Below are 26,791 nucleotides of genomic sequence, written 5' to 3' on the forward strand. Positions count from 1 at the left end.
CCTAATTACTAGAAAATAAAACCACCTCAGGTCATCCAGAAAATGGATGACCTGAGGTGGAATTTTTTTACTTCATTTTGAGTCTACCCAAAGATGGTTTTTTCGATTTGTTTCATTTCATAGAAGTAGCCTTGCTTATGCATCAATTCATTGTAGGTACCTTTCTCAACAATCGTACCTTCATCCATCACTATAATCTGATCCATGAGTTCAAGACCTGTAAGTCGGTGACTGACTATAATCAGCGTGTCCCTCTCTGCCTGGTCAAACAACCGATCATAAATTTTCCGTTCCGTCAGAGCATCTATAGAAGAAGTAGGTTCATCCAGTATCCAAAGCTTTTCTCCCTTCAGCATCGCCCGTGCGATCGCCAGACGCTGCTTTTCTCCACCGGAGAGATTTTCTCCTTTTTCAAACACAGGGTAATCCAGCTGAAAAGAGCCCAGTTCTACGTCATTGAGGGCAGCCTGCATTTGCTCATCCGTAAGGCCTTCTCTAGCTAATTGCAGATTATCCCGCACGGTGCCAAAAAAGAAATGATTTTCTTGCAGGACAACATTGCTCCTGCTCCAAACACTCTCTTCATCAATATGATCCATTGGATGGTCATTCAACCAGAGCTCCCCATGATCAGGAGTGTGAATTTTTAAGAAGAGCTGCAGTAAAGTCGATTTACCTGACCCACTTGGACCGACAAGAGCGGTCTTAGAACCTGCTGGAATTTTCAAATTCACTTGTTGCAAAGTCTGACGCTCCTCTTCTGGAAAATGAAAATCCACTCCGTTCACTTCTAAACCGTATGACTCCTTGCCAGCGAGCTGCATTTTGCCACTATCCTCAAGCATTTCATCTCCTATGGAAAACAGTCGGCTGGAAGCTCGTTTACTGTCTTCTAAGTGGCTCGGAAGTACGGCCATAGGAGTAGCGTTTTCGAATACCGTAAGCGAAATCATGACAAGCATCGCTAAAAAGAGACCATTCAAATCCCCTCTGGCAACCAGATAAGCTCCCAGTCCCAATACAACCCAGGAGATTAATAAAGATACCAACGTATTAACTGAATGGCTGAAGATTCTCTGCATCCCTTCCCGCTCCTGTTCTTTTATATAAGAAGCGGATGATTCATGCAGCTGGTCTTCTTTCTCTTCCAATTGCTGATAAATTTTCAAATCACGGAATCCATAAAGAAATTCCGTTACATCTATTGATAACTCGCCCCGCGATTCCCTTACTCTATTTTCAATCGTTCTTTGCCGTAATGAAAATAAAAAGGGAACAAACACTCCTGTGAGAACCAGTCCGAGAAGCAGTACGATTGCAATTGAAGTAGAAAAGATCGACGTAAACACAATCGTACTTAAGAAGATCACGACGAGAACCACCGGTGGGTAATAGACCCGCAGGAAAAAGTTCTGCAGACTTTCTACATCTCCTACAATACGAGCCAGCAGATCACCACTCCTGTATTTTTGAAAGACACGCGGAGCATAGGGTTCCAGTTTCTCAAAAAAAGCTACTCGAATATTACTTAACATAGTGAAAGTCGCGCGGTGGGAATAGTAACGCTCCGCATAACGCCCCAGAGCCCTTGCAAATCCAAATAATTTCAAAAAGGCAATCAGCACCGTGAGCGCGTATAGAGGCGGAACAAGAGCGGCTCGTGAAATCAAATAGCCGCTTGAGGCAAAAAGGCCGACAGCTGACATTCCAGCTAGAAAACCAAACAAAATCGATAACAGCACATCTTTTTTCTCCATTGCGACAAGCTTTATCATTTGGCTTAAATCTTTCATGCTGGCGTCCCTCCTTGCTGAAGCTGCACCATTTCTCGATATTCTTTATGACTCTCCATTAATACATCATGAGGTCCTAAAGCAGCCAGATTCCCCTGATCTAAGAACAGGATCTGGTCGGCGTTTTTGATCGTGTGAAGACGATGCGCTACTGTAATGACTGTCGAAGTTTTAGAGAGTTCTTTCATAGATTCCTGCAAGATACGTTCCGTCTTTAAATCAAGTCCTGTCGTGGGTTCATCAAAAAGGATAACCGAAGGACGCTTTAAAAAAGCTCTTGCGATTGCAAGTCTCTGTTTTTCTCCCCCTGAAAGTCCACGGCCTGCCTCTCCTACCGGAGTCTCATAGCCCCGCTCCAGGGATTCAATTAGCTCTGCAATTCCCGCTCGCTGTGCCGCAGTTTTAATGTCGTTCATCGAATGATTACCGCGGCCGCCAATTTCAATATTTTCAGCAATGGTTCCCGCGAATAGATAAGGATGTTGAGAAATATAACTGACTTCTTTAAACCACTCTTGCTCTTGATAAAAAGACAGAGGTTCCCCATTCACTTTCACATGTCCCTCTGAAGGCTGGAGCAGCCCGGCTACAACGTGGAGGAGTGTAGATTTACCTGAACCGCTTTTCCCGACAATCGCTGTTTGTGAATAAGCGGGAATTACTGCCTGGATATTTTCCAGTGCAAACAATCCCTCCTCTTTTCCATAACTGAAATGTACACTCTCAAGTTTTAAAGATGGGGGCTTTGAACCAGCAGAGAGCTCCCCTTCTCCCCACTCTACATAGGATTCCGATTCATTCAGCTCGTCTTCCAATTGATTGGCAGCGCCTGAGCTTCCGCGTCCTGTATGAAATGCACTGCCGAAATCTTTAAGAGTTAAGTAGAATTCAGGTGCCAGTACTAGAATGAAAAAAGCAGAGAAGAACGGAACACTTTCATAAACCACCAGACGAATGGCAATTTCCAGAGCGATCAGACCGATACTGAGCATAGATATAAATTCAAGCATAAGCGATGAAATAAAAGCTACCTTCAGAACGCCCATCGTAGCATCCCGAAATCCAAGGCTGCTCTTTTCTATTTCGTCTTTCTGCTTCTGGGCTCTTCCAAATAACTTTAACGTCGTTAAGCCTTGAAGCGTATCTAGAAACTTACCTGAAAAAGCTGAAAGCTTCTCCATTTGTTCTTCTGATTTTTTCTTCGTCATTACTCCGACTATTGCCATGAAAAAGGGAATAAACGGAGCCGTAATCAGCATGATGAGTCCAGAGTAAATATGATGCGTAAACACAACAATGAGAATCATAATCGGGATGACAGCAGTCTGAATCATTTGAGGTACATAGTTACTAAAATAACCATCTACTTCGTCTACTGAATCCATAAGCACACTTACTTTACGGCCCGACTGGCCTTTCAATGAGGCTTGAATGGGATTTCTTGAGAATTTCTGAATAATAGCCTTACGATAATGACTCTTTGCGCGAGCCGCCATTTTTACACCCGTACGACCATGAAGCCAAGTAAATCCAGCCCGCCCAGCCAGGACGAGTAAAAGTCCAATGAGCAGAGGGACAATTTCCTGAAAGGATTGCTGTCCCAAAAATATACGGTCCACAATGGCTACGAAAAAGTAAGCCTGTCCTATGATCGTTCCACCGATAATGAGAGAAGTGATGAACAAAGCCAGGATCACTTTTCTTTGACCAAAGGCTAATTTGCTCAAATGTTTCATCTATATAAACTCCTAACTGAAGCTATTTGTGAATTATTTCACACATTAATTTTATTATAAGGGATTTTGCTTAAAACTTCTAAGGATAGAACTGATGAATTTATGACAATTTCTATTCATTTTTTCCTTATCCTTCCCGCCGCATACTCCTTCACGAATCCCTTCTACAAAAAGAGTCTTCATGCTTTCTAAAAGTTCCGGGCTATCCCTTAAAACTCAAATGGTTCAGGAAATCTCTGATTTCCTTCTTACTTCTTAAAGCAACTATTCTTTTTTCAGGGTCCATTTCCTGAAAAGCCTCCAGCCTCTTTTTCATTTTCTTCTTACGAGGATAATAGGTAGTAACAATGAACTTAATAAACTCGAAATCAAGCTTCTCTTTACAACCTTCCCCCATATCTACCCGAGTCTTTCCGCGATGCATCCACCACCTTTTAAGAACACGGGAGAGACAAGTAAGAAGGGGAAGTTCCAGATAAATAATTGTATCTGCATAGGAAGCTCTCAGGTCGTAGGTCGAACTATAATTTCCTTCGATGATCCAAGAGTCTTTTACAACCACTTCCTCCTGATTGCTTTTAAATTCTTGAAAGCCTGCTTCAGTCCAGCCTGGTTTCCAATAGAAGGTATCGAGATGGTAAACATCTATATTCAGCTTTGCTCCCAATTGCCTTGCAAATGTGGATTTTCCAGTCCCTGCTGAAATTCCCATCACCATAATCCGTTTCAATCCTTCATCCCTCCCTTCACTAATCTCACAGTTTTCTATTTATTCCAATCCTGCTCCAAGATGGCATATACAAAAGAATCACGCCACCGGTTCTTCACCCGTAAATTTTCATGCAGGCGACCTTCTTTTTTCATAGCATTTTTTTCTAATACACGGGAAGAAGCCACGTTTCTTACATCGCATGTCGCGTAAATTCTGTGAAGATGGTGTTTAACGAAACCGTATTCAATGAGCATGCCTGCCAGTTCGGTCGCCAGATTCTTAAAAGCATCTCTAATGATCTGGTTCACATATACCCGGGACTGTTCTTTTGTATTTGGTCCCCAGGGCTGGTATTGGCTCACGGCCGGAATAGATGCATAGGAGTGAACATCCTCCCAGTCCTCTTCAACGATTTCACGCAAATTTATGTGATTCCCTTTCCATAAATTCATGATTCTCCTCCTGCTCTTCTATACTTATAAGTAACTTCGATACGTTTCCAGAATGAACCTGGCTCGTTCGTCTATTTTTTCAGGCAGATGCTCGCAAGAAAAGTAACATAAACTTAAACTCTCGTTATCATTTATCTTTAGGGTCCCCTCTATGTTCGAAGCCAGGAACACACTGATGACATTGTAGACTTCATCTCCGTTTGGATACTGAAAATAAAGTTCCTCTCCAGATAAAGTCCCAAGATGCATGTATTTCAAAGCCACAAGTCCTGTTTCTTCATGCAGCTCTCTTTCTGCCGTTTCAAGGAAACTTTCTCCTGGCTCCATAGCTCCACCGGGAAGTCCCCATTCTTTTGTGTCCGATCTGAATTGGAATAAAATTTTATCATCTGGATTTTTAAGCAAAATCGTAGACCCTGCAATAATGAAAGGTCTTCTCCCAATTAAGCTCCTCATTTCTTTCACGTAGTCTCTCACCATTTCACCTGCCTTCTCAGTCCTTAGTTTTCTTACGAGTCGGGCCCACGATTGTTTCAACTTTTCGTCATGACGCTTTGATCCCGCTTCTTCCCCCATTCATAATATTTTCGTTTAGAAGGCTGAGCCACTGTCGCTGTGAGAGCCAACGTGCATATAAGCATGAAAGCAGATCCAGCACTAACGATCATTCTCAGGGAGTACATTTCCGCAAGCAGTCCGAAAACCACCGTGATTATAATAATGAGGACTGACTCTATCCCTTCATAAATACTGCCGACCCGACCCATTACATCAACCGGAACATTACGTTGATAAAAGGTTATAAAACCTGTAGATGCGAATGCTAAAGCAAATGAAAGAACGAAGAAACCTATCGCTGCGCCCATAAAATTCTGGGAGCAGGCATATATCAGATAGCCGGTCGAAACGACCATCGAGCCTGCTCCCATCAAGAGTGATACGGGGAGTCGATTAGCAGCGAGGGCATTAGTCAGTGCTCCTATAGCAATTCCTGTACCAGCAATGCTGACAAGCCCTCCGTATTCACGATCGGACAGCCCTAAAACATCTTTTGAAAAAGCTGCCTCCAGCGAATCTACCGCAGCGGTCATAATGATCATGGCATTAAACAGGAAATAGACCAAAGCCACATAAATATAACGACGGCTGAAGTTCCGAACTACACTCCAATCTTCTCTCCACACCTTATACTGGAAAGAGGGCTTGCCTACAGATTCTTTTCCATCTAATACAGGAAGTAGAAAGGTAAGCAGACCGGATAAAAGAAAGGATAAGCTATTTAGGTAAAACGCAGCGTTTACGGTCCCAATCCCTATCATTATACCAGCGATAGCAGGACCAATAATAAAACCTCCGGACTCCGAAAGTCCCCGCCATGCATTAAAGCGCACACGGTCTTCTGATCCAATTACTTTCGTGATGTACGCCGTCGAAGCCGGCCGGAAGACGGCACTTCCCATACTAATGAGGAAAGCCAGCACGTACATTCCTGCAAGTGGAACAAAAGGAATCATACAAACAAGCACAGCTCTCAGAATATCCAGCTGTATCATTAAACGTCGTTGGTTTGTCCGATCGATGAAGCTGCCTGCCCACATACTCGTACTTAATGCACCCAATGGGTTTAAAATGTAGAGAAGGGCTACTGCCAATGGTGATCCAGTGATCTTTAGGACCATTAAGTTTAAAGCGATAAGGTAAATCCAATCCCCTAGGTTTGATATACCAATACTAACTAACAGGGCGGCTGCCGGCTGGTTCAATATCCTTTTCAATTGAGAATACCCTCCTTGTCTAGTTACAGTAAGAGTTCATTCCAAAAAAAAATCCCACCCCCAAGACTATGGTCTTGGGGGCGAGATCGATATCGCGGTGCCACCCCAGTTTATTAATGTGTTCTCACATTAACCTCATCAAGTACGGCATGATTTCATGCTTATACCCTATCCCTGTAACGGGAGATCCCGTCTCACCATCCCTTGCTGTTCCGGTGAGCTGCTCTGAGGTTTGGTTCAATAAGGATTTCCTGCTCACTTCCAGCAATACGGAGCTCTCTGTTAAGAAATCATTTATCTACTCTTCTCTTCCCAGCATGTAAAATTTTTTAAATCTTACCATACGAATCCAGCTAAGTAAACAAACCAAAACCACATTTATCCAATACGGGTAAACTATTCTCGATGATTTTAATAAGATAGTTCTTACGCTATAACGCCGGATGGTTGAAGCTCAGTTTTGAGAATTGAGAGAGAATTAGGCCCTCCTGGGAAAATCCGGCCAGCTTCATCGCCAGGACACTCGCTCCATAAGCAGGAAGTTCAGGCGGGAAGAAAGAGCACATCTCTTTTGATTTTCCTGCTTATATCTTACCTGTCACGTGCTTCCCGTAGGAGTCTCCCCGTCCCCCTCCGGACCTTGCTTAAATTTAGACTAGTTTTCCTCCCACCCCTCTATTAAAAACGGGAAAAATTCTTGAACTCGGCGGCGGAAATGAGAGTAGTTATGCTCCCCACCATCAATAATCTTAAATTCAGAAGGTTCGACCTTATACTTTACTATATCGTACATGCGCTGATTTGATTCTATGAACCCCTGGTTAATAGTTTCCTCATCGCTCCCCGCTTCGAGAGTACCGCAATCAACATAAAACCTTTCCGCAGAAGATAAATCAGCACTATAAGCCAGTTGCTCCATTTCCTCCTGATTACGAAAAAAAGCTGACGATATGGCTGCCGCTCTTTTAAAGAGGGTTGGATATTTACACATAGCATAAGTAGAGATTAAGCCACCAAGTGAAATTCCAGCCATGGCTGATTTATCCGGCTGAGTGTGGTAGTTTTGGTCAATGTAAGGCTTTAACTCTTCAACAACAAATTCTATGTACTGTTTTCCGCCCCCGCCAATTCGACTTTCATCTTTCATCATATCCCGGCTATACTGGCCATTTTCCCATGGACAATACTCCACTTTTCTTTGTTCCCCAGGCTTTGAATCGATCCCTACTACAATGACCTCATGCTTGTTTCTGTTTAAAAAATGTTCTAAGTTCAGGGATACACCGCCTATAGCTTCCTGGTCATGAAAAATATTCTGCCCATCATGCATATATACAACAGGATAGCTTTTTTCTTTTTCACCATAATCATCCGGTGTATAGACTCTGACTGTTCGTAAATCATTTAAACACTTTGAATTTATTGAAAGAATTTTTAACATCTATTTCCCCACGCCCCTTTACCAATATTACCTATAATTCACTTACGTATTAACTCATGTAAAGTTTCACGGCTTACTTTTGCCTATTCCCTATTATTCAAAATATTAGAATCGAAAAAACAAAATCAGGAAGGAAGTAACTTTCATCTTTATATATGCTTAAAAAAATAAAATTAAGGGAAGATGTTACAGGAAAAAAAGAAAAAGAAGTATAATCATGGCCTGTTTTCCATCCTTGACCATGAACTTTTGAGGTGAAAGAATGAATAAATCATTAATATCGTTAATATTACCTTCTTATAATGAAGAAAAAAATATTCCTATGATCTATGAGGCTATCCATAATCAAATGGAGCCGCTCTCCTACGATTATGAACTCATTTTTATTGATGATGGCAGCCAGGATCATACTTTAGAGTCGATCCAAATGCTTGCTTCTGCTCATGATCAAGTAAAATATATATCCTTCACTCGTAACTTCGGTAAAGAGGCAGCAATGCTGGCCGGACTTGAAAAATCGAAAGGGGAAGCTGTTATTATTTTAGATGCAGACCTTCAGCACCCAAGTTCGTTGTTGCCCGCGATGGTCGAAGGATATGAAGAAGGATATGATCAGGTAATAGCCCGCCGCAATCGAACAGGAGAGTCTCCTCTTCGCAAAGCCCTGTCATCAACCTTCTACAAAATTATCAATCAGCTTGTAGACGTAACATTAGAAAATGGTATTGGTGACTTTCGTCTATTAAGCAGAGCTGTCGTCAACGACATTCTAAAATTAAGTGAAGGGAACCGTTTCTCTAAAGGGCTGTTTTCCTGGGTCGGATACGAAGAAAAAGTGATTAATTATGAAAATGTGAGCCGGCAGGAAGGAGATTCGAAGTGGTCGTTTTCAAAACTTTTAAACTATGCAATCGACGGCCTGGTCTCCTTCAACACTAAACCGCTGAGAGTTTGTTTTTATGCAGGACTCCTCACTTTATTACTATCACTTGGATACATCGGCTTTATTTTTATAGAAATTATCAGGACAGGCATTTCAGTACCCGGTTATTTCAGCACCATCTCAGCGATCCTTTTCCTTGGCGGCGTTCAATTGCTAAGTCTTGGCGTGATCGGGGAGTACATCGGCCGCATCTATAATGAGGTCAAACGCCGTCCACACTATCTTGTAAAGGACACGAATATTCATGACACTAAAGATCAATTCATTCAACAATGAACTTACACGTTTTATCCTCGTTGGAGGAATGAACACTCTTAATTACTACATTGTGTTCTTATTCCTCCACAACTTACTAAATTTTCATTATATGGCCGCTCATATCACCGGCTTTTTCATAAGCTTTGTTATCTCTTTCTTTCTTAATACCTATTTCACTTATAAAGTAAAACCTACCCTCAAAAAGTTCCTGCAGTTTCCATTAACTCAAGTGGTCAATGTAGGAGTTTCATCACTTCTGGTCTTTGTGCTGGTCGATTTACTCAGTTTAAACAGTAATATTGCACCGCTGATTGCTGTGTTTTTCACCGTACCTGTAACCTTTATCGTCACAAGTAAAATATTAAAACAATAATGGTGGTTCCTTATGAATAAACAAAAAATCACGATACTATTTATTGCAAGCCTCCTTGTCGCCACCTTCTCCCATCTTTTCTTTTTGAGAGAGTGGATGGGAGGCACGTTTATGGCTGGGCCCAATGACGGGCTGAACCAAATGATCCCCTTCAAACAATTTATATACGAGAACTATACGAGCGGGAATTTCTTTTATTCGCTCGACTTCGGTTTTGGTGGAGGATTTTTTGGACAGCTGGGGTATTACTTCTCTACGAATCTGTTCTTCCTCGTGACGGTAGGTGTGGTATTTTTATTAGAATTGCTGCACGTGATCGGTACTCCCGACTCGTTATTCTGGGCTCAGGCTATTATCTTCAGCAGCATTATTCGCATGACCCTTGTCATTTTGCTTACAACCTATGTTTTTAGATATATGTCGCTTCACACTATTCCGTCTTTTATTGGGGGTACTCTTTACGGTGCTTCCGTTATATACTTCCGGCATGTATCTTACTGGGAATTTTTCGCAGATGCCTTTCTATTTGTCCCTCTCTTAATTCTCGGGGTTGAAAAAATCATACGTGAACAAAAGCCAGGCTGGTTTATTTTTGCAATTGCCGCAACCATGTTTAACAATTTCTACTTTGCTTATATAAGCTTCATTTTTGTTGGCATCTATATTCTCGTTCGCTGGCTTATTTCCCTGCAGGAAGAAGAAACAAGGAAACTCCAGCAGCTTAAACTCTATGTCATTTCAATAGCACTTGGTATGGGAGCCGCTTCTATTTCATTTGTTCCCACCCTATATGCTTACTTTCATAACTATCGTCCAGCGTTTAATCAAGAACGCCCGCTGATTGACTTCAGCGATAACATGTTGCTGGACAGCCGGACGTTTCTCCTATCGACCATTGTAGTGCTTTTTCTGTTTATCTTTTCTTTTTATAAAAATAGACTATTCCGGTTGTTTGGTGTCTTAACATTATTATTTATTCTTTTTCACTTCAGCCCTTTTATGGGGAGCGTATTTAACGGATTCTCTGCCCCAAGGCACCGTTTTGAATACCTGGGCTTTTTTGCAGCAGGAGGATTGGTCGCAGCCGGCCTTCAGTTAATGAATCGGATAAAAAAATGGGAAATCTGTGCGGCGATCGTCTTAACTGGTTTAAGTTATTACTTGTTTGTCTGGAAGGATCGTTATTACCAAATTGAAAGCGTATTTGATCAATACATGCTGTATCAGGTCGGTATCTCCATAGCAGCTTTTCTATTGCTCAGTATCCAGCATAAAAAAACCTGGGTAGCAGGAGGAGTGATTATTGTGCTGCTGAATGCAGGGATGATGAACGTTTATCAGCATGACAAACTTTTTAAAGCAGGAAATCTCGAAGAAACTACTAAAGAATACATGCTTAGTGATGGCTATGCTTCTCCTGAACAGAAGCAGCTGGTGGAGCGCGTCCAGGAGCAGGACCCAAGCCCCTTTTATCGATTCGAATGGAAAGGGATGGATGACCGCAATAACACCCCGCTTATTCAGGATTTCAGCGGAACCAGTGTCTATTCAAGTATATTAAATGAACATATCCTCTATTGGTATTACGAGGATATGGAAGTCGATATGAAGCAAGAGAGTATCAGTCGTTATTCTGGTTTTGGCGACCGAGCTAATTTATACAGCTCCTTGAGCGGCAAATACATTATGATCAAAAAAGGCTCCGACAGAAATATGCCTTATGGGTTTGAGCCTTATATGGAGAGCAATAACTATCAAGTTTATCGAAACACCCGGTTGCTGCCATTTGCACGGACCACAAGCCAAGTATACAGCGTAGAATCCCTATCGGATGCTTCCATGATTAAACGGGAACAAGCCATGCTTGAAGGAATCATTTTAGAAAATCCGGACTCCGAAACCTCTCAGGTTAAACCGCTCCCTGATTTGATGGATGACGCTGAGGTACAAGCAGTTGGAGGCACCTACAAAGATGAACGGCTGCGAGTGACCGAAGAAACGGGCGGTTTAGACTTGAAGCTCGACTCGCTCCCTCAAGACGCTGAAGATATTTATGTATCCTTTTATATAAAAAATAATGTTAAATCCGCTCCATGGTTTCCGTTGTACGTGAATGATTACCGAACATCGAGAAAATCACGGGAATCGTTTTACAGGACTGGAATGAACGATGTGACGATACGTGTACCTAAAGACGATACAATATCCATCCGCGTACCTGAAGGAGATTATCAGCTGGCCGAGCTTGAATTGCATTACGAAACCTATGAAACACTTGAGAAAACTTATGATGAAGCTAACGAGGTTGCAAGCGTAGCTGCGAATGGAAACCAAATTGATATTCAGGCGAATAATAATCAAAAGGATCAATTTCTTACGATTCCTGTTCCTTACGAAAAAGGCTGGCACGTCGAGGTCAACGGAAAATCAAAGAAAGTGTTACGTGCGAACTATGCCTACCTTGGTGTAAAACTTGAGGAAGGACAAAACCATGTATCTTTTACGTATCATCCTCCTTATTTTAAAATGACACTTGCTTTATTTATCTTATCCATTCTCCTCTCCTTTTTATGGATCAGGAGAATGCAAAACTAACAAAAAGGACGTCCACTGGGCGTCCTTTTTATTATGCCGATTTTTAGTCAGGTGGCATGAATACTCCCGCTCCTTTAAAATAAAAGCAAGAGTTAACGATTTAATCTATTTTGAAGGAGTCTGTTATCATGGCTGAAAACCAAAGAAAACTGCCTTTATATATGCAAATTAAAAATAAAATGGTACACAACGTAAAAAACGGAGTATGGAAGCCAGGGGAAGCCATTCCTTCTGAAAGTCAGTTAATTGAAATGTATAACGTAAGCCGTACCACGATTAGGCAATCGATACGGGAACTAGTCCAGAACGGCGTGCTGGAAACCCGTAGAGGTGCTCCTGCGAGAGTGCGCACGATTCCTCCGGAAAAAGGAGTAAACCCTGGCGTTCTCCACCATGAAAAAGGAACCCATTTCTCTATAAAAGTGCTTCGATCCGGTAAAACTACTTATGCGTTCCACGCCCGGAACGCTCTCGAGCTCGCCGAGGATGAAGAGATATTTCTAATTGAAAGAATCCGATTGGCTGATGGAAAACCAATCGCATTCCAACAGTTGTTTCTCCCCTTCTCTATCGGTAAGACTATTGAAAATAACGTAGATACATCCTTTGACATCTTCCCTAAGTTAGGAGAACAAGGGATTTATTATTCGAACATTCAAGAAGACGTGTCTGCATCTAACGCCACCTCGTTTGAAGCGGAATTATTAGGGATCATACCTGGAGAAGCGCTCATTGATATTGAACGGACAACAACGGGGAGCGGATTGAAACCTCTAGAATACAGCCGTACAAAATACCTCCCTTCCGGCTTTAATTATAAAGTAGAAATTGGAAGCTAGGTTTCTTCATCACCTATTGCAATAAGTTAACCCTTATTGTAATATGTTAATCAATACACAAACGTGAATGAGGAGGAATTACTATCTCTAAACTGACAAGTAATAGACATGACAAAACCCAGATCGATCTTGTCCGTATGCGTCAATATAGACTCGGCCGTGTTCGTGAACAACTAAAAGCACTGGGATACGGCGGCATTGTGATTTTCGACCCGGTGAACTTGCGCTATGCCACTGGCAGCAGGAACATGCAGGTATTTATGCTGAGAAATCCCGGGCGTTATGTATTCATTCCGACAGAGGGACCCATTACATTGTTTGACTTCCCAAACTGTGAACATCTCTCCGAAGGGCTAGAGACCATTGATGAAGTTAGACCAGCCATCACTCTATCTTATGTAGCCTCCGGTGAGAATCTTTATGATAATGCGAAAGAATGGGCAAAAGAGATTGCTGATTTGATGGCTCAGCATGCAGGATCTAACAAAAAACTTGCTGTTGATTATATTCCTTCTGTAGGAGCGGTTGAACTTGCTAAACAAGGAATCGATGTCCGCGACGGGCAAGAACCGATCGAACATGCCCGAAGCATTAAGAACAAGCAGGAAATTGAAGCCATGAAAATTTCTGTACGCACCGCAGAAGAAGGTATGATCCGCATGCAGCAGGCTCTTGAACCTGGAATTACTGAAAATGAACTGTGGTCCCACCTTCATCAGGTAAACATTGCTCAGGGAGGGGACTATGTTGAAACACGGCTTCTAAACTCTGGAAACCGTACGAATCCATGGTTCCAAGAATGCAGTGACAAGGTGATTAATGATGGGGAACTTGTTGCTTTTGATACAGATATGAATGGTCCCTTCGGTTTTTTCACCGATATCAGCCGAACATTTTTGTGCGGTGATTCTGAGCCTTCAGACGAGCAGAAACGCCTGTATCAGACCGCTTATGAGCAGATTCAATATAATATTGACCTATTAAAGCCAGGGATGACCTTCCGGGAGTACGCTGAAAAGAGCTGGCAGATCCCTGATGAATTCTTCCCGAACCGCTACTTTACTGTAGCTCATGGTACCGGCTTAAGTGGAGAATACCCTTATATTGTTTATCCGCAAGACTTCGAAGAAAAAGGATATGATGGGGTTATTCAAGAAAACATGGTACTTTCAGTGGAAAGTTATATTGGCTCCCCTGGTGGTAAAGAAGGAGTCAAATTAGAGGAACAGCTTCTCGTAACAAAAGATGGCGTAGAAAACTTCTCTGACTTTCCTTTTGAGCATCGTTTATTAAAATAATTGTTGATTCAAAAGCCTTAACCTCCCTTTAACCTGGGAAGTTGAGGCTTTTATTAATACATCTCCGAGTTGCTTATTACACATAAGCTCCCGTTTGTGTAAGACTCAGTTTCGAGACATTGGAGGAGCGGAAGGTCCGGAGGGGGACGATTTCGCGTTCCGCGGGAATGCGCGGAGCCTCCTCAGGCTTCGCCTTCCGGGGTCTCCCCTGTCATTTTCATCCCGCAGGAGTCTACATCGTCCCCCTCCGGACCTTGCGATATATAGAGCTCGAAATCATGTTTGAAAAACTCTGGTTTATGATGGAGAGACATTTTTAACAACGAGCTTATCCAGTTGGATGAATCCCGTTGTATAGGCATTTGAGGCGGATCAAGCTCCCCTTTTCGCCTATAGAAGGGTCCGTTCACTCTTCAATCATAGGGTGGCGAAGGAAACAAGGAGACTCCCGCGGGAGAAGGAGCTAGGCGAGACCCCACAGGGAGTGTCAACGACCGAGGAGGCTTGCCAGTTCCCCCCGCAGGAAAGCGAGTTGTTTCCGTAGCCACCCTTATCTATTTTTGGCAACGGACCCAAGATATCTCGAATCTGAGTCTTCAACTAAACGGCCCTTTAGTGGAATAACCTGCCGTTGAAATTCAACTACACCGTTTAAGACATCCATTAAAAAACCACCCTTTACTGTTTACAAGTAAAAGGTGGTTTTTTGGTTTTAGGATAGGTTTTGACTCCAGTCAATGACTGCCTCTCCCTCAAGGAAACGCTCAGAGTCCATGGCAGCCATGCATCCTGTACCTGCTGCCGTAACCGCCTGCCTGTATTTTTGATCCTGTACATCCCCGCAGGCAAATACGCCGGGAATATTTGTATCGGTTGTACCAGGTTCTACTAAAAGATAGCCTTTATCATCCATATCCAGCTTTCCTTTTAAGAAATCTGTGTTTGGATTGTGCCCAATAGCAACGAAGATTCCGTCTGTTTCAATTACTTCCTCTTCTTCTGTTTCATTGTCTTTCACTTTCAAACCAGTAATCTTCATACCATCTGAGATCATTTCCACTGGAGTTTTATTAAGAGCCCACGTAATTTTATCATTATTTTTCGCTCGTTCCTGCATAATCTTAGATGCTCGCAGTTCATTACGGCGATGCACGACTTGCACTTCGCTTGCGAACTTGGTTAAGAAAGTAGCCTCTTCCATGGAGGAATCGCCGCCCCCAACAATGACCACTTTTTTATTACGGAAAAAGAAGCCATCACATGTAGCACAGGTACTTACGCCTTTGCCGATGTTTTCCTTCTCTCCTGGAATGCCAAGCAGCTTAGCAGACGCTCCTGTAGATATAATCAATGTTTGCGTCTCAAGCTCTCCTATACCATTTACATTTAAGGTAAATGGGCGTTGATCAACATTAACATCTGTGACCCAGCCTCGTTTGAAAGTAGCTCCAAAACGTTCGGCCTGTTTCTTCATATTATCCATTAGTTCAGGACCCATGATTCCATCAGGAAAGCCCGGAAAATTCTCTACTTCTGTCGTTAACGTAAGCTGTCCTCCTGGTTCTGGACCTTCAATAACAAGGGGTTCCATATTCGCTCTAGCCAGGTAGACAGCTGCTGTCAACCCTGCTGGTCCGGTCCCTAATATAATTGATTTATAAGCCATAATGATTCCTCCTTTAATATAATATCCGCTCTTAGTGGTATAACCTGTTTCGGGCATCCTCATTCACTTTTTCAATCCTTGTTTCATCGTATGCAGCCGTTTTTATCAATTTGCATGTAGTTAAAATGAAAAGAGACCAAACACACTACTTAAAGACGGCTTCAGGTCTGGCCTAAACTGCCTACTTAGACCATACCCGCTCCAATTATTTTTTTAACAATCCATTCGTTCATTTCTTGAGATTATTACAGGCTGCCTATTCGCTCTATAATTTTTATAACCCTTCATTTCTGGGCTGATGAAGAGGCTGGATAGTAGAATCATCATATGATATAGCACAAGAGGTCCTGCGCACGGTTCAGCTATTATGAAGGAGGAGAAAGTACAATGAAACGCCATAAACGCCTCTACCGTTCAGGCTTTTGCCTGTTTCCAGGGTATAATTACTGCGGGCCGGGCTGCAGCGGACCGGGAGCGCCTGTGAACGCTGTAGATTCCGCTTGCAAGGCTCATGATGAATGCTATAGGTATTACGGGAATTATTGTGAATGCGATATAGCTTTTATACGCCAATTAGAACAGCTTCAGAATCCTTATACAGTTGAAGGGCGTCAAGCAAGAATGTTGTATAAATACATGAAATTACAGCGTCTTTTCACCTGTGCGTTTTAAAGCTCATAACAAAAAACAGGCAGCTGAGTAGTAAAACCTCAGCTGCCTGTTTTTTATATTATAAAGTATTTTTATTCTACTGTCACACTCTTAGCTAAATTACGAGGCTTATCAACATCGCAATCACGGTGAAGCGCGGCATAATAAGAAATAAGCTGCAGAGGAATCACAGAGACAAGCGGTGTAAGAAGATGATGGACATGAGGAATCACAAATGCGTCTCCCTCTTTATCCAGTCCCTTCATACTTATAATTAAGCTGTTTGCCCCACGTGCTTCTACCTCCTGTACATTACCGCGAATAGAGTAGTTAACATTCTCTTGAGTGGCAAGGGCTATAACAGGGGTACCATCTTCAATTAGCGCGATGGTTCCGTGCTTCAATTCACCGCCGGCAAAACCTTCCGCTTGAATATAAGAAATTTCTTTTAATTTCAGTGAACCTTCAAGTCCTACATAATGATCGACACTGCGGCCGATGAAGAAGCAGTTGCGGGTGGTCGGCAGGTATTCCCGAGCCAACTCTTCCAGTTCTTCCTTCTGGTCGGTTAAAGCTTCCATAGCGTTGGCAGCAATTCCTAATTCCTGCATTGGATCAAATTCGAGCTCTAGACCCTTAGCACGTGCGGTATCAACAGCAAGGATAGCCAGGACGGCCATTTGTGCTGTATAAGCCTTCGTGGATGCAACTGCGATTTCAGGTCCTGCATGCAGGTGCATTGTATAATTTGCTTCCCGGGAAAGGGTGGATCCAGGCACGTTTGTGAGCGTTAACGCTGGATGACCAAGTTCTTTTATCTGGACAAGTACGGAGCGGCTGTCCGCTGTTTCTCCGCTTTGAGAGATAAACAAGAATAAAGGCTTTTCAGAAAGAAGCGGCATGTTATAAGAGAACTCACTGGCAACGTGAACTTCCACTGGAATATTCGCTAATTTCTCAATGAATTGTTTTCCTAGAAGTCCTGCATGGTAACTCGTTCCAGCAGCAATGATATAAATGCGGTCACAATTTTTCATAGCCTGACGAATATCAAGGTCCAGCTTAATATCATCATTTTCATTTTTGTATTCTTGAATGATCTTACGAATGACAAATGGCTGTTCGTCAATTTCTTTAAGCATGAAGTGCGGGTAAGTTCCTTTTTCTATATCTGTAGCATCCAGTTCTGCTGTGAATGGTTCACGAGATACGGCAGTTCCGTCCAATTGTTGAATTTCTACTCTATCACGCTGAACGATAACCGTTTCTTTATCCATCAGCTCCAAGAATTGATCCGTAACATGCAATGCAGCCATAGAATCGCTGGCGACCACATTGAAGTCGTCCCCAAGACCAACTAATAATGGACTCTTATTTTTAGCCACATAAATCGTGTCTTTATTCTCACGATCAATTAGAGCGATAGCATAGGAGCCAGATAGTAATTCTATTGCTTTACGAAAAGCAGCTGCTACATCGTCCATTTGCTCATTTAACACTTCGATGAGCTGGACAATGATTTCTGTATCCGTTTCACTCTTCATATTCACATCAGCCAGATACTCATCACGGATATCGATATAGTTTTCGATAACACCATTATGAACAATGGTGAATCGCTCAGAAACACTTTGGTGCGGGTGAGCATTTTCACGGCTTGGCACACCATGTGTTGCCCAGCGAGTGTGACCGATTCCAAGAGTAGCTTGATTACTTTCATCAACAGCTTCTCTTAAGGCAGCAATGCGCCCTTTTACTTTAAATACATTCACGCCTTCATTGTTTAAAGTGGCAATACCCGCAGAGTCGTACCCGCGATATTCCAATTTCTCAAGACCATTTAATAAAATATCCTTCGTATCCTCTTGTCCTATATATCCTACAATTCCACACATAAATTGTTGTCCTCCTCAAATTATGGAGTAAGGGCAACGAATGAGCATCGATCTAATTCAGGGGCCGATTCGCTGCCCCTCTCCCGTCACATTTCTTTACTATTCAGCACTATGTTCAGAGGATTTGAGCAAAGAGTCGCCTCTTTGGTTTAACCTTTGAACTTCCAGTTGAGTGCAGCAACTGGGAGGCATCCGCCGAACGTTCGATGAACCTCCTCCTCGTCAACTGTGTTACTTCTCCAGCACACAGTCCTGGCGCTTTTAGTAAAAACTGAATTCTTTCCTCCTTTTCTATGCTAGAATCCGGCCCTTAACCTTGCATTACCAAAACAGGGCTATGGTAAACTTATTTTTTTATAGGCCAGCTTTTATTTTACCTGAACCCTCATTTATAGGTCAATCTTTATTCCAAGGTCCTGGAAAAAACCTCGCTATATAATATGCGCAGAATGCACCCATGTGCATCCTGCGCCTTACCCTTATTCTTCTTTCATACCCAGTTCTTCTTCTACTACTTCTACTACTTTGTTCACGTAGGTTTCACATTGTTCCTCTGTTGGTGCTTCGACCATAATACGTACAAGTGGTTCAGTTCCTGAAGGGCGGACAAGTACCCGTCCGCTGTCCCCCATTTCTTCTTCTACAGCCTGAATCGCTTCTTGAACGCGCGGGTGAGTCTGTACTCTGTTTTTATCAATGACCTTCACATTCTTAAGCACTTGGGGAAATTTCTCCATTTCACCGGCAAGCTCTGACAGAGGCTTTCCTGTTTCTTTCATAACATTGACAAGCTGAAGAGCAGAGAGAAGCCCGTCGCCGGTGGTATTATGATCAAGGAAAATAATGTGGCCTGATTGTTCACCACCCAGATTATATCCGCCTCGGCGCATTTCTTCCATCACATACCGGTCTCCTACTGCAGTTTTATCACTCTTCATACCTTTAGATTCTAACGCCTTATAGAAACCGAGATTACTCATCACCGTTGAAACGACCGTTGAATGAGCAAGCGTGCCATTATCATTCATGTACTGAGCACAAATATACATAATGCGGTCACCATCAACAATATTACCTTTTTCATCCACTGCAATTAACCGGTCTCCATCTCCGTCAAAAGCAAGACCAATGTCCGCTCTTTTTTCCTTAACCAGTTCCTGTAGTTTTTCAGGATGGGTTGATCCAACACCTTCGTTGATATTCAATCCATCAGGTGATGAACCAATAGATGAGATATCAGCTTCTAAATCAGCAAACAAATGAGAAGCCAGTGAGGATGTTGAACCGTGTGCGCAGTCTAATGCGATATGCAATCCATCAAAATCATAATCCACTGTCTGCTTAAGATGCTGTAAGTATTTTTGTCCACCTTCGAAATAGTCATTAATTTGTCCTAGATCAGAGCCGGATGGACGTGGAAGTGTATCTGTCTCTCCATCAATCAGCTCTTCGATTTCTTGTTCTTGAGCTTCTGTTAATTTGAAACCATCAGGTCCAAAGAACTTGATCCCATTATCCTCCACGGGATTATGGGATGCAGAAATCATAATTCCTGCTTCTGCCTGAAGAGCTTTCGTCAAAAAAGCTACCCCCGGAGTGGAAATAACTCCAAGGCGCATAACTTCAGCACCAATGGATAACAAACCGGCAGCTAGAGCGCCTTCAAGCATTTCTCCGGATATTCGTGTATCACGTCCGATAAGGACTTTAGGCTTTGTAACCTCTTTTGTGAGCACATACCCACCATATCTGCCAAGTTTAAATGCAAGTTCCGGGGTCAGTTCTTTATTAGCAACACCACGGACCCCGTCCGTTCCAAAATATTTTCCCATAAATAAAACCTCTCTTTCTGTAGTGAACCTGTTTGTATTCTTAAGCTGCATCTATTTTTGATCGCTGAAAAGAACCATAGATAATTTACGTTATCGGTAAAGCACTCTGCGAAACATTTTCAATTGTTGTGGGACCATATCATTCCACTTCAATATCCACTTCAAGCTTTTCTGGTTCCACAGAGGTAACCCCTTCCGGAACTGGAATGTCCACTTCCAGTGTCTGGTCTTCCGTAACTTCAGTTATATCTACAGGAATCTCCTCCAGCTTATTGATAACCGCCAAAACATCTTCCGGGCCGTACAACGTAACTGTGTCTGTAGAAGTAGTCACCGAATTGACGACTATCCCCTCAGGAGCCCCGCCTTGTGCAGTAACCTCAACAGGGACTTCCTTCTTCCGTTTCGATATTGGAACATTCACTTTAACTGTTGTAGGATCTACCAGCACGTTCAGTTCATTGCCTTGCTCGTCATATACTTTCACAGGTGCTTCCACATCTTCCAGCGAACTTTGAGCTGACCCAACATCGATTACAGATTTCACAGAAGCCACTCGATCTACTACAGACGCTGAACCTGTAATTGTTGCCATCTCCGGTTCCACCGTCGGATCTTCTATAACCAGTTCACTATCCAGTCTGCTTTCATTCAGGTAATCAACCTGCACTTCGAAATCCTCACTGACTTTTTCTTCAATAGTGACTTCGATAGTCTTTGGTTCCAGGGTAACAGACAGCTGATTCGATATCCCTGAATGCTGAAGAGAAACTTCGTGTACGCCGGGACCTAATCCATTTAAATCCACAAAGACCGTGAAATTCTTCTGGCGTACCACCGGAGTAACTACACTCGCCTGACCTTCGACTGTTACAGAAACCTCCTGAGGCAATCCACTTACTACATATTCTTCACTGTCAAATCTGATTTCCAGTGGAATATTGTCCATAGTCTCCATATCTGAAGAATTTTCATTAAAGAACAACGAATCAGAGTCCATATTATTATCAACATTTACTGTAATCCATAGTAAACCTGCCAGAATCAAGGAAATAATTCGGATAAACCATACACTTTTCAGCCAATTATCCATTCTTTTTCCCCCTCCAGTTCCAGGTTTTCACTGCAGCGGAGTAATCCAGTTCTGTCCGGAGGATTTCTTCCAGTTTTTCTTGATCCAGGTTTCTATGAAGTTCTCCGTTTTTCGTACATGAAATGGCTCCCGTTTCTTCTGATACCACAATGGTCAATGCATCAGTAACCTCACTGATTCCCATTGCTGCCCGGTGTCTTGTCCCAAGCTCCTTCGATATAAAAGGACTTTCAGACAACGGCAAGTAGCAGGCAGCTGCGACTATTTCATCATTTTTAAGTATTACGGCACCATCATGAAGCGGAGTGTTAGGGATAAATATGTTGGTCAATAATTCACTGGAAAGGTGGCCGCCAACGCGGATCCCTGTTTCAACGTAGTCTCCCATTCCCGTATCCCTTTCAATCGTTATAAGGGCTCCTATACGGCGCTTAGCCATATAATTACATGATTTGATTATAGCCTGAATTGATTTTTCAGTCGTATCCTCTTCGGATGAATTTCTACTGAAGAAACTCCCTCTTCCCAATTGCTCTAATGCACGTCTGAGTTCAGGCTGAAAAAGAATAATAATAGCAAGAAAACCCCATGTAATGGCCTGGGACATTAACCACCTTAACGTGGTAAGTCCAAATAAATTACTCAGTAACCATATACCCAGGATGACGAAAATACCTTTTAGCAGCTGCACGGCTTTCGTCCCCTGAATCAGCATGATTAATTTATATACAACAAACCAGACAAGGGCGATATCAACCGTAATTAAGAAATAATCTAATACATCAAATCCCCCATCAAGCATGCCTACACTTCCTTTTATTTTTAAGATCAAGCAATTTTTAGAAAAAAATTTACCTGTATTATTATATCACACTTCTATTTATCGGAATATGAGAAGCATTATTCAATTCAAACGAACAATTTCAGTATAAAAAAACCAGGGTGAAGTTTCACCCTGGAGATTATTCCTCCTGATCTGATTCAAACGAAAAGAGATCGGTAACTGTATGTTTCGTTTGATACCATACCCACTCATAGATTTGATTGACCTCGGTCAATTCTCCCGTATAGGCACGGAGGGTGGTTGAATCTAAATTATTTTCGATGTCACCCTTTGGCTTTCCATCAATAATATCACCATTAATGATGGTAACATCGCCTTTTATTTTTCCAAGGATTTTTAAATCCCCATTCCGGACGACCAGATCGTCGTTAATCGTAACTCCTTCAGGAACGATTACGGTATTATCCCTGATTTCCAGGTTTTCTTGTTTAGACACCGTTACATGGTGATCCTGATTCCAAGCCGAAAAAATTCCACTGAACATAAGAATGAAAAATACTGCTGCAGCCGTTAAAATTGGATGACGCTGCATGGTTCGAATATAGTTCTTCCGTTTTTTCTCTTTAGGAAGACTGCTCATTACGTTCGCCGTAAAATTTCTCGGGGCCGAAGCAGGACCTGTATTTTTTATCAGCGTAATCGAACGCTTTAATTCATGAAAATGGTTTTGACAGGATGGACAGGCTTGCAGATGGTTACGCAGTCGTCTCTCTTCTTCTCTATTTAGCTCCCCATCCAAATATTTATGCATGAGTGAAATAGCTTCTTTTTTGCAATTCATTCCCTCAACTCCTTTACACATGGCGAAGCCTTTTACGCAATGCTTCCCTGCCGCGGTGCACCCTGGTTTTCACCGTACCTACAGGGATGTCCAGCACTTCTGCTATTTCCTGAAGTGCTAACTCGTCTAAATAACGTAATACGATGACACTACGGTATTTAGGCGGCAAGGCCAATATTTCCTTATGGATATAACTCTGAAGTTCAAGGCTCTCCACCTCTTCTTCCGGCAAAGCCTGGTCAGCTGCCAATTGAGAATACATATCCAGTCCATCCGTCCCTCTTACTTCAGCATCGAGGTGATAATCCGGTTTCTTTTTACGGATTCGGTCGATTGTCAAATTGGTTGCAATTCGATATAACCAAGTTGAAAATTTCCTTTTCTCATCAAACGTATGGATATTTGTATAAGCACGGATAAAGGCTTCTTGTGCAAGATCTTCAGCTTCATAGGCGTTTCCAATCATACGTAAACAAATATGGTACACTTTGGTCTGATAAAAAGATACAATATCTTCAAACGCTGACTGGTCCCCTTTTTTCACTTCTTTAATTTTCTGTTTAATCATGGTTTCCATCTGCTATACCTCCGCTTTACTTGCGGTCGATATCCTTTACGGATGACCTCTGGTCTAAGTTTCAAAAAAAATATAAAAATATATCTTTTTATAAGTTTAACTTCTTTTAGTATGGGTTATAAGAGAGTAAATGTAAAAACTTACATAGGAGGAATGTTCCATGGAACAGGAAATATTTTTAATTAATGAAATTGAAACATGTCGTGAAGAAATGAGCAGGGCGGCAAGAAAGAACTCATTAACTTCCAAAGAGGTCCTGCAGATGAGTATTCGTTTGGACGAGCTTATGAACGAATATGAAAACCTTAAACAAAAAGAACAGCAACCTGCCTGAGACAGATTACTGTAAATAAAAACTTTATTTTAAACTTTCTCCAAATAAAGACCCCATCAAACCGACTGCGACACTTGCGGTCTTATTTTTTTCATCTAAAATCGGGTTAACTTCCACGAACTCCGCAGAAGTAATCATTTCGGACTGATAAAGCATTTCCATAGCTAAATGACTTTCGCGGTAGCTTAGGCCGCCAATTACAGGTGTACCGACTCCCGGCGCTTCATGAGGATCCAATCCATCAAGATCGAGACTCAGGTGAACACCATCCGTACGTCCTTTTAAGTATTCTACACTTTCTTCCATCACTTTAGTCATGCCCATTCGGTCAACCTCGTGCATGGTATAAACTTTAATTCCACGTTCCTTAATTAGTTCACGCTCGCCCTCATCTAATGAACGGGCCCCGATAATCACCACATTCTCAGGCTTAATCTTAGGTTCATAACCATGGATGCTTGTAAGTTTCTCATGCCCTATTCCCAGGCTTACCGCTAGAGGCATGCCATGGATGTTACCTGAAGGTGAACTGTCAGCCGTATTTAAATCCCCATGAGCATCGTACCAAATAACTCCTAAATTCTCATAATGTTTAGCTATGCCGGCTAAGGTGCCCATCGCTATACTGTGGTCCCCGCCAAGTACCAGAGGAAAGCGTCCCTCTTTCACAACCTTATCCACCTCTACAGCTAAACTTTGGCTTCCTTCAGAGATTTCATTCAAGTTTCTTAAATTATCAAGTTTCTCGTTTCCTGTCTGAGGAGGTAAAGGAATATCAATATCTCCTAAATCTTCTATATCATATTTCAATTGTTCTAAGCGCTCTCTCATCCCTGCATATCGAATCGCGCTCGGCCCCATATCGACGCCTCTTCTCATTTGGCCCAAATCCATGGGCACCCCAATAACGGAAATTTGTTTATTCATTTATTTTTCCTCCTTTATTCACTACTCTAATTGTATCCTTTTTTTGATAAATGACTCAACTAGACATCTTAGTGTATATATATGCGGCTATAGGCATCATAAAAGAGGCACACATGCATGATTACTTACTTTGCGTGCAAGTTTTGGCTAAAACTAAAAAAACTGACATCCATTACTGATGTCAGTTTCGTAATACATTCATAATCTTGTGAGTGGAGCCTAGCGGGATCGAACCGCTGACCTCCTGCGTGCAAAGCAGGCGCTCTCCCAGCTGAGCTAAGGCCCCATTTGGAGCGGGAGACGGGATTCGAACCCGCGACCCCCACCTTGGCAAGGTGGTGTTCTACCACTGAACTACTCCCGCATAAGTAGAACGGTCACAACATTAAAGTATTGAAGGAATGAGCCATGAAGGATTCGAACCTTCGACCCTCTGATTAAAAGTCAGATGCTCTACCAACTGAGCTAATGGCTCGTAATGTAATTTAAGATCTCGTTACTAGTGTGTGTCAGATGCTCGTCGTGTTGCAAGTTGGTTCAATGAAGCCTCACTCCTCGCAAGCCTGCAAAGAAGTCTATTCAAGTAGCTGGCTTGCTCTACCAACTGAGCTAATGGCTCTCGATGAAAATTAAACTCTCGTCACTAGCAGCTTAAGAACTTGAACCATAAGTATATTTCATCCATACCCCTGCTTATAAAGGATAAACATAGAAATTATGTAGCGAAAAATAAAAAATCCCGTCAATTTATTGAAGGAATTAAAATGGCTGGGCCAGCTGGATTCGAACCAGCGCATGACGGTACCAAAAACCGTTGCCTTACCGCTTGGCTATGGCCCAACAATTACAATGTTAGTATGGTCATTGAAATAAATAATATACATAAATATATATTTTTTCATAAAAATATGCTGATCTATGTACTATCAGCAATCAACCATGCTCTAACAACTAAATAAATGGTGGAGGGAGTAGGACTCGAACCTACGAACCCGATGGGAGCGGATTTACAGTCCGCCGCGTTTGGCCAACTTCGCTATCCCTCCACGTTAGTCAAAAAACATTTAGTGGTGCCGGCCAGAGGACTTGAACCCCCAACCTACTGATTACAAATCAGTTGCTCTGCCAGTTGAGCTAGGCCGGCTAACTATGAAATTAGAATGGTGGAGGATGCAGGGATCGAACCTGCGACCCCTTGCTTGTAAGGCAAGTGCTCTCCCAGCTGAGCTAATCCTCCATTACTTGGTGACCCGTACGGGATTCGAACCCGTGATACCGCCGTGAAAGGGCGGTGTCTTAACCACTTGACCAACGGGCCTTTTTTACATACTTCTGAGAGCTTCCAGCCGGATTTGAACCGGCGACCCCTTCCTTACCATGGAAGTGCTCTACCACTGAGCTATGGAAGCAAGTGGCTCCAACGGTAGGATTCGAACCTACGACCAATCGGTTAACAGCCGATTGCTCTACCACTGAGCTACGTTGGAATAATATAAAGCTTAAAAATGCTAAGTATAAGGGAAATGACGTGGCGGCGTCCTACTCTCACGGGGATCGACCCGACTACCATCGGCGCTGAAGAGCTTAACTTCTGTGTTCGGCATGGGAACAGGTGTGACCTCTTCGCCTTCACCACCACATCATATACAGTTCGAGGTGAACCCTCAAAACCGGATAAGGATCATTCAACCATCGGACGAGCGAACGTCTCTTCCGACTTCTTTTTAATCTGGCTACAGCTCCTAGATCCTCACTGTTCTAAGCAATCTCTCTTCAGGGTTGAAAGAACACAACCCTGCTGCGAGCTTACTTAGCCAGGCGGATCTGACCAGTCGCTTTCGCCTTTTACGATAGATAAGTCATCGATCCATTAGTATCCGTCAGCTCCACGTGTCACCACGCTTCCACCTCGGACCTATCAACCTCATCGTCTCTGAGGGATCTTACTTACTTGGCGTAAGGGGAAATCTCATCTC

Annotated in this window: 22 protein-coding genes, 10 tRNA genes, 2 rRNA genes and 1 other annotated feature; of the genes, 7 read left to right on the plus strand and 27 right to left on the minus strand. The window is 42.6% G+C overall.

Annotated elements, in window-relative coordinates; all coding sequences use genetic code 11:
- Positions 1 to 83 precede the first annotated feature (83 nt).
- The 7 genes from cydC to ACTWPM_RS12710 all read right to left on the minus strand — a co-directional run bounded on the left by cydC (position 84) and on the right by ACTWPM_RS12710 (position 7,909).
- On the minus strand, positions 84 to 1,793 hold the full coding sequence (cydC, locus tag ACTWPM_RS12680; protein WP_443133406.1) for a thiol reductant ABC exporter subunit CydC: 1,710 nt from the start codon (positions 1,791 to 1,793) through the stop codon (positions 84 to 86).
- Complete coding sequence (gene cydD, locus ACTWPM_RS12685) at positions 1,790 to 3,529, minus strand: thiol reductant ABC exporter subunit CydD (protein WP_443133407.1); 1,740 nt, start codon at positions 3,527 to 3,529, stop codon at positions 1,790 to 1,792. Before cydD ends, cydC begins: the two co-directional genes overlap by 4 nt.
- A gap of 202 nt (positions 3,530 to 3,731) precedes the next feature.
- The gene (locus tag ACTWPM_RS12690; protein WP_443133408.1) at positions 3,732 to 4,259 is read right to left on the minus strand and encodes a topology modulation protein; all 528 of its coding nucleotides are present in this window, start codon (positions 4,257 to 4,259) and stop codon (positions 3,732 to 3,734) included.
- Between the two features lie 35 nt (positions 4,260 to 4,294).
- A complete protein-coding gene (locus tag ACTWPM_RS12695; protein ID WP_443133409.1) occupies positions 4,295 to 4,693 on the minus strand; it encodes a GNAT family N-acetyltransferase in 399 nt (132 codons plus the stop codon).
- A 24-nt stretch (positions 4,694 to 4,717) separates the two neighbouring features.
- Positions 4,718 to 5,173 (minus strand): NUDIX hydrolase, encoded by a 456-nt coding sequence (locus ACTWPM_RS12700; RefSeq protein ID WP_443133410.1) that lies wholly within the window; start codon positions 5,171 to 5,173, stop codon positions 4,718 to 4,720.
- A gap of 53 nt (positions 5,174 to 5,226) precedes the next feature.
- Positions 5,227 to 6,468, minus strand: coding sequence for an MFS transporter (locus tag ACTWPM_RS12705; protein ID WP_443133411.1), 1,242 nt, complete (start codon positions 6,466 to 6,468; stop codon positions 5,227 to 5,229).
- Between the two features lie 73 nt (positions 6,469 to 6,541).
- Positions 6,542 to 6,791 (minus strand) — a binding site (T-box leader).
- Between the two features lie 332 nt (positions 6,792 to 7,123).
- Positions 7,124 to 7,909, minus strand: a complete 786-nt coding sequence (locus ACTWPM_RS12710; protein ID WP_443133412.1) for an alpha/beta hydrolase — start codon at positions 7,907 to 7,909, stop codon at positions 7,124 to 7,126.
- Positions 7,910 to 8,171: 262 nt separating this feature from the next.
- Between ACTWPM_RS12710 and ACTWPM_RS12715 the strand changes: the two genes are divergently transcribed.
- From ACTWPM_RS12715 to ACTWPM_RS12735, 5 genes are all read left to right on the plus strand, one after another.
- Entirely contained in the window at positions 8,172 to 9,128 is a 957-nt protein-coding gene (locus ACTWPM_RS12715; protein WP_443133413.1) for a glycosyltransferase family 2 protein, read from the plus strand.
- Positions 9,097 to 9,483, plus strand: coding sequence for a GtrA family protein (locus ACTWPM_RS12720; protein ID WP_443133414.1), 387 nt, complete (start codon positions 9,097 to 9,099; stop codon positions 9,481 to 9,483). The genes ACTWPM_RS12715 and ACTWPM_RS12720 overlap by 32 nt, the downstream gene beginning before the upstream one ends.
- 12 nt (positions 9,484 to 9,495) lie before the next feature.
- Entirely contained in the window at positions 9,496 to 12,078 is a 2,583-nt protein-coding gene (locus tag ACTWPM_RS12725) for a YfhO family protein (RefSeq protein ID WP_443133415.1), read from the plus strand.
- Positions 12,079 to 12,206: 128 nt separating this feature from the next.
- A complete protein-coding gene (locus ACTWPM_RS12730; protein WP_443133416.1) occupies positions 12,207 to 12,917 on the plus strand; it encodes a GntR family transcriptional regulator in 711 nt (236 codons plus the stop codon).
- Between the two features lie 137 nt (positions 12,918 to 13,054).
- Positions 13,055 to 14,215: a M24 family metallopeptidase gene (locus ACTWPM_RS12735; RefSeq protein ID WP_443133417.1), complete on the plus strand. Its 1,161-nt coding sequence runs from the start codon at positions 13,055 to 13,057 to the stop codon at positions 14,213 to 14,215.
- A 712-nt stretch (positions 14,216 to 14,927) separates the two neighbouring features.
- Here ACTWPM_RS12735 and trxB read toward each other — a convergent pair.
- On the minus strand, positions 14,928 to 15,881 hold the full coding sequence (gene trxB / locus ACTWPM_RS12740) for a thioredoxin-disulfide reductase (protein WP_443133418.1): 954 nt from the start codon (positions 15,879 to 15,881) through the stop codon (positions 14,928 to 14,930).
- Positions 15,882 to 16,268: 387 nt separating this feature from the next.
- Between trxB and ACTWPM_RS12745 the strand changes: the two genes are divergently transcribed.
- Positions 16,269 to 16,553 (plus strand): phospholipase, encoded by a 285-nt coding sequence (locus ACTWPM_RS12745; RefSeq protein ID WP_443133419.1) that lies wholly within the window; start codon positions 16,269 to 16,271, stop codon positions 16,551 to 16,553.
- Between the two features lie 71 nt (positions 16,554 to 16,624).
- Here the strand turns inward: ACTWPM_RS12745 and glmS are convergent, their stop codons facing one another.
- The 6 genes from glmS to sigW all read right to left on the minus strand — a co-directional run bounded on the left by glmS (position 16,625) and on the right by sigW (position 23,554).
- Positions 16,625 to 18,427 carry a glutamine--fructose-6-phosphate transaminase (isomerizing) gene (gene glmS / locus ACTWPM_RS12750; protein WP_443133420.1) on the minus strand — a complete coding sequence of 601 codons (1,803 nt, stop codon included), beginning with the start codon at positions 18,425 to 18,427 and terminating at the stop codon, positions 16,625 to 16,627.
- Positions 18,428 to 18,906: 479 nt separating this feature from the next.
- Positions 18,907 to 20,259, minus strand: coding sequence for a phosphoglucosamine mutase (gene glmM, locus ACTWPM_RS12755; protein ID WP_443133421.1), 1,353 nt, complete (start codon positions 20,257 to 20,259; stop codon positions 18,907 to 18,909).
- A gap of 139 nt (positions 20,260 to 20,398) precedes the next feature.
- Entirely contained in the window at positions 20,399 to 21,352 is a 954-nt protein-coding gene (locus tag ACTWPM_RS12760; RefSeq protein WP_443133422.1) for a CdaR family protein, read from the minus strand.
- Positions 21,345 to 22,154: a diadenylate cyclase CdaA gene (cdaA, locus tag ACTWPM_RS12765; protein ID WP_443133423.1), complete on the minus strand. Its 810-nt coding sequence runs from the start codon at positions 22,152 to 22,154 to the stop codon at positions 21,345 to 21,347. Before cdaA ends, ACTWPM_RS12760 begins: the two co-directional genes overlap by 8 nt.
- 160 nt (positions 22,155 to 22,314) lie before the next feature.
- Positions 22,315 to 22,977: a zf-HC2 domain-containing protein gene (locus ACTWPM_RS12770; RefSeq protein ID WP_443133424.1), complete on the minus strand. Its 663-nt coding sequence runs from the start codon at positions 22,975 to 22,977 to the stop codon at positions 22,315 to 22,317.
- A 13-nt stretch (positions 22,978 to 22,990) separates the two neighbouring features.
- On the minus strand, positions 22,991 to 23,554 hold the full coding sequence (sigW, locus tag ACTWPM_RS12775; RefSeq protein WP_014641465.1) for an RNA polymerase sigma factor SigW: 564 nt from the start codon (positions 23,552 to 23,554) through the stop codon (positions 22,991 to 22,993).
- 160 nt (positions 23,555 to 23,714) lie between these two features.
- On the opposite strand from sigW, the gene ACTWPM_RS12780 reads away from it, so the two are divergent.
- Positions 23,715 to 23,888, plus strand: a complete 174-nt coding sequence (locus tag ACTWPM_RS12780; RefSeq protein WP_443133425.1) for a Spo0E family sporulation regulatory protein-aspartic acid phosphatase — start codon at positions 23,715 to 23,717, stop codon at positions 23,886 to 23,888.
- A gap of 24 nt (positions 23,889 to 23,912) precedes the next feature.
- Here the strand turns inward: ACTWPM_RS12780 and rocF are convergent, their stop codons facing one another.
- The 13 genes from rocF to ACTWPM_RS12845 all read right to left on the minus strand — a co-directional run.
- Complete coding sequence (gene rocF / locus ACTWPM_RS12785) at positions 23,913 to 24,815, minus strand: arginase (RefSeq protein ID WP_443133426.1); 903 nt, start codon at positions 24,813 to 24,815, stop codon at positions 23,913 to 23,915.
- Between the two features lie 213 nt (positions 24,816 to 25,028).
- Positions 25,029 to 25,101 (minus strand) — tRNA-Ala (locus tag ACTWPM_RS12790).
- A gap of 3 nt (positions 25,102 to 25,104) precedes the next feature.
- Positions 25,105 to 25,179, minus strand: a tRNA-Gly gene (locus tag ACTWPM_RS12795).
- Between the two features lie 38 nt (positions 25,180 to 25,217).
- A tRNA-Lys gene (locus ACTWPM_RS12800) sits at positions 25,218 to 25,290 on the minus strand.
- Positions 25,291 to 25,580: 290 nt separating this feature from the next.
- Positions 25,581 to 25,655, minus strand: a tRNA-Gln gene (locus tag ACTWPM_RS12805).
- 120 nt (positions 25,656 to 25,775) lie between these two features.
- A tRNA-Tyr gene (locus ACTWPM_RS12810) sits at positions 25,776 to 25,861 on the minus strand.
- 22 nt (positions 25,862 to 25,883) lie between these two features.
- Positions 25,884 to 25,959, minus strand: a tRNA-Thr gene (locus ACTWPM_RS12815).
- A 17-nt stretch (positions 25,960 to 25,976) separates the two neighbouring features.
- Positions 25,977 to 26,052 (minus strand) — tRNA-Val (locus ACTWPM_RS12820).
- Between the two features lie 6 nt (positions 26,053 to 26,058).
- Positions 26,059 to 26,133: transfer RNA gene (locus ACTWPM_RS12825), tRNA-Glu, on the minus strand.
- A 19-nt stretch (positions 26,134 to 26,152) separates the two neighbouring features.
- Positions 26,153 to 26,224 (minus strand) — tRNA-Thr (locus ACTWPM_RS12830).
- Between the two features lie 3 nt (positions 26,225 to 26,227).
- Positions 26,228 to 26,302 (minus strand) — tRNA-Asn (locus ACTWPM_RS12835).
- A 39-nt stretch (positions 26,303 to 26,341) separates the two neighbouring features.
- Positions 26,342 to 26,455: ribosomal RNA gene (gene rrf / locus ACTWPM_RS12840) — 5S ribosomal RNA — on the minus strand.
- 210 nt (positions 26,456 to 26,665) lie between these two features.
- Positions 26,666 to 26,791, minus strand: a 23S ribosomal RNA gene (locus ACTWPM_RS12845); the annotation flags it as partial.

The sequence above is a fragment of the Halobacillus sp. K22 genome, assembly GCF_052246795.1.
GTDB lineage: Bacteria > Bacillota > Bacilli > Bacillales > Halobacillaceae > Halobacillus.

Coding starts and splice junctions, on each gene's coding strand:
- ACTWPM_RS12735 (WP_443133417.1), top strand. CDS start 13,055: ATGCGTCAATATAGACTCGGCCGTGTTCGTGAACAACTAAAAGCACTG.
- ACTWPM_RS12695 (WP_443133409.1), bottom strand. CDS start 4,693: ATGAATTTATGGAAAGGGAATCACATAAATTTGCGTGAAATCGTTGAA.
- ACTWPM_RS12725 (WP_443133415.1), top strand. CDS start 9,496: ATGAATAAACAAAAAATCACGATACTATTTATTGCAAGCCTCCTTGTC.
- ACTWPM_RS12710 (WP_443133412.1), bottom strand. CDS start 7,909: ATGTTAAAAATTCTTTCAATAAATTCAAAGTGTTTAAATGATTTACGA.
- rocF (WP_443133426.1), bottom strand. CDS start 24,815: ATGAATAAACAAATTTCCGTTATTGGGGTGCCCATGGATTTGGGCCAA.
- ACTWPM_RS12715 (WP_443133413.1), top strand. CDS start 8,172: ATGAATAAATCATTAATATCGTTAATATTACCTTCTTATAATGAAGAA.
- sigW (WP_014641465.1), bottom strand. CDS start 23,554: ATGGAAACCATGATTAAACAGAAAATTAAAGAAGTGAAAAAAGGGGAC.
- glmM (WP_443133421.1), bottom strand. CDS start 20,259: ATGGGAAAATATTTTGGAACGGACGGGGTCCGTGGTGTTGCTAATAAA.
- ACTWPM_RS12770 (WP_443133424.1), bottom strand. CDS start 22,977: ATGAATTGCAAAAAAGAAGCTATTTCACTCATGCATAAATATTTGGAT.
- ACTWPM_RS12760 (WP_443133422.1), bottom strand. CDS start 21,352: ATGGATAATTGGCTGAAAAGTGTATGGTTTATCCGAATTATTTCCTTG.
- ACTWPM_RS12720 (WP_443133414.1), top strand. CDS start 9,097: ATGACACTAAAGATCAATTCATTCAACAATGAACTTACACGTTTTATC.
- trxB (WP_443133418.1), bottom strand. CDS start 15,881: ATGGCTTATAAATCAATTATATTAGGGACCGGACCAGCAGGGTTGACA.
- ACTWPM_RS12745 (WP_443133419.1), top strand. CDS start 16,269: ATGAAACGCCATAAACGCCTCTACCGTTCAGGCTTTTGCCTGTTTCCA.
- cdaA (WP_443133423.1), bottom strand. CDS start 22,154: ATGCTTGATGGGGGATTTGATGTATTAGATTATTTCTTAATTACGGTT.
- ACTWPM_RS12730 (WP_443133416.1), top strand. CDS start 12,207: ATGGCTGAAAACCAAAGAAAACTGCCTTTATATATGCAAATTAAAAAT.
- glmS (WP_443133420.1), bottom strand. CDS start 18,427: ATGTGTGGAATTGTAGGATATATAGGACAAGAGGATACGAAGGATATT.
- cydD (WP_443133407.1), bottom strand. CDS start 3,529: ATGAAACATTTGAGCAAATTAGCCTTTGGTCAAAGAAAAGTGATCCTG.
- ACTWPM_RS12700 (WP_443133410.1), bottom strand. CDS start 5,173: ATGGTGAGAGACTACGTGAAAGAAATGAGGAGCTTAATTGGGAGAAGA.
- cydC (WP_443133406.1), bottom strand. CDS start 1,793: ATGAAAGATTTAAGCCAAATGATAAAGCTTGTCGCAATGGAGAAAAAA.
- ACTWPM_RS12780 (WP_443133425.1), top strand. CDS start 23,715: ATGGAACAGGAAATATTTTTAATTAATGAAATTGAAACATGTCGTGAA.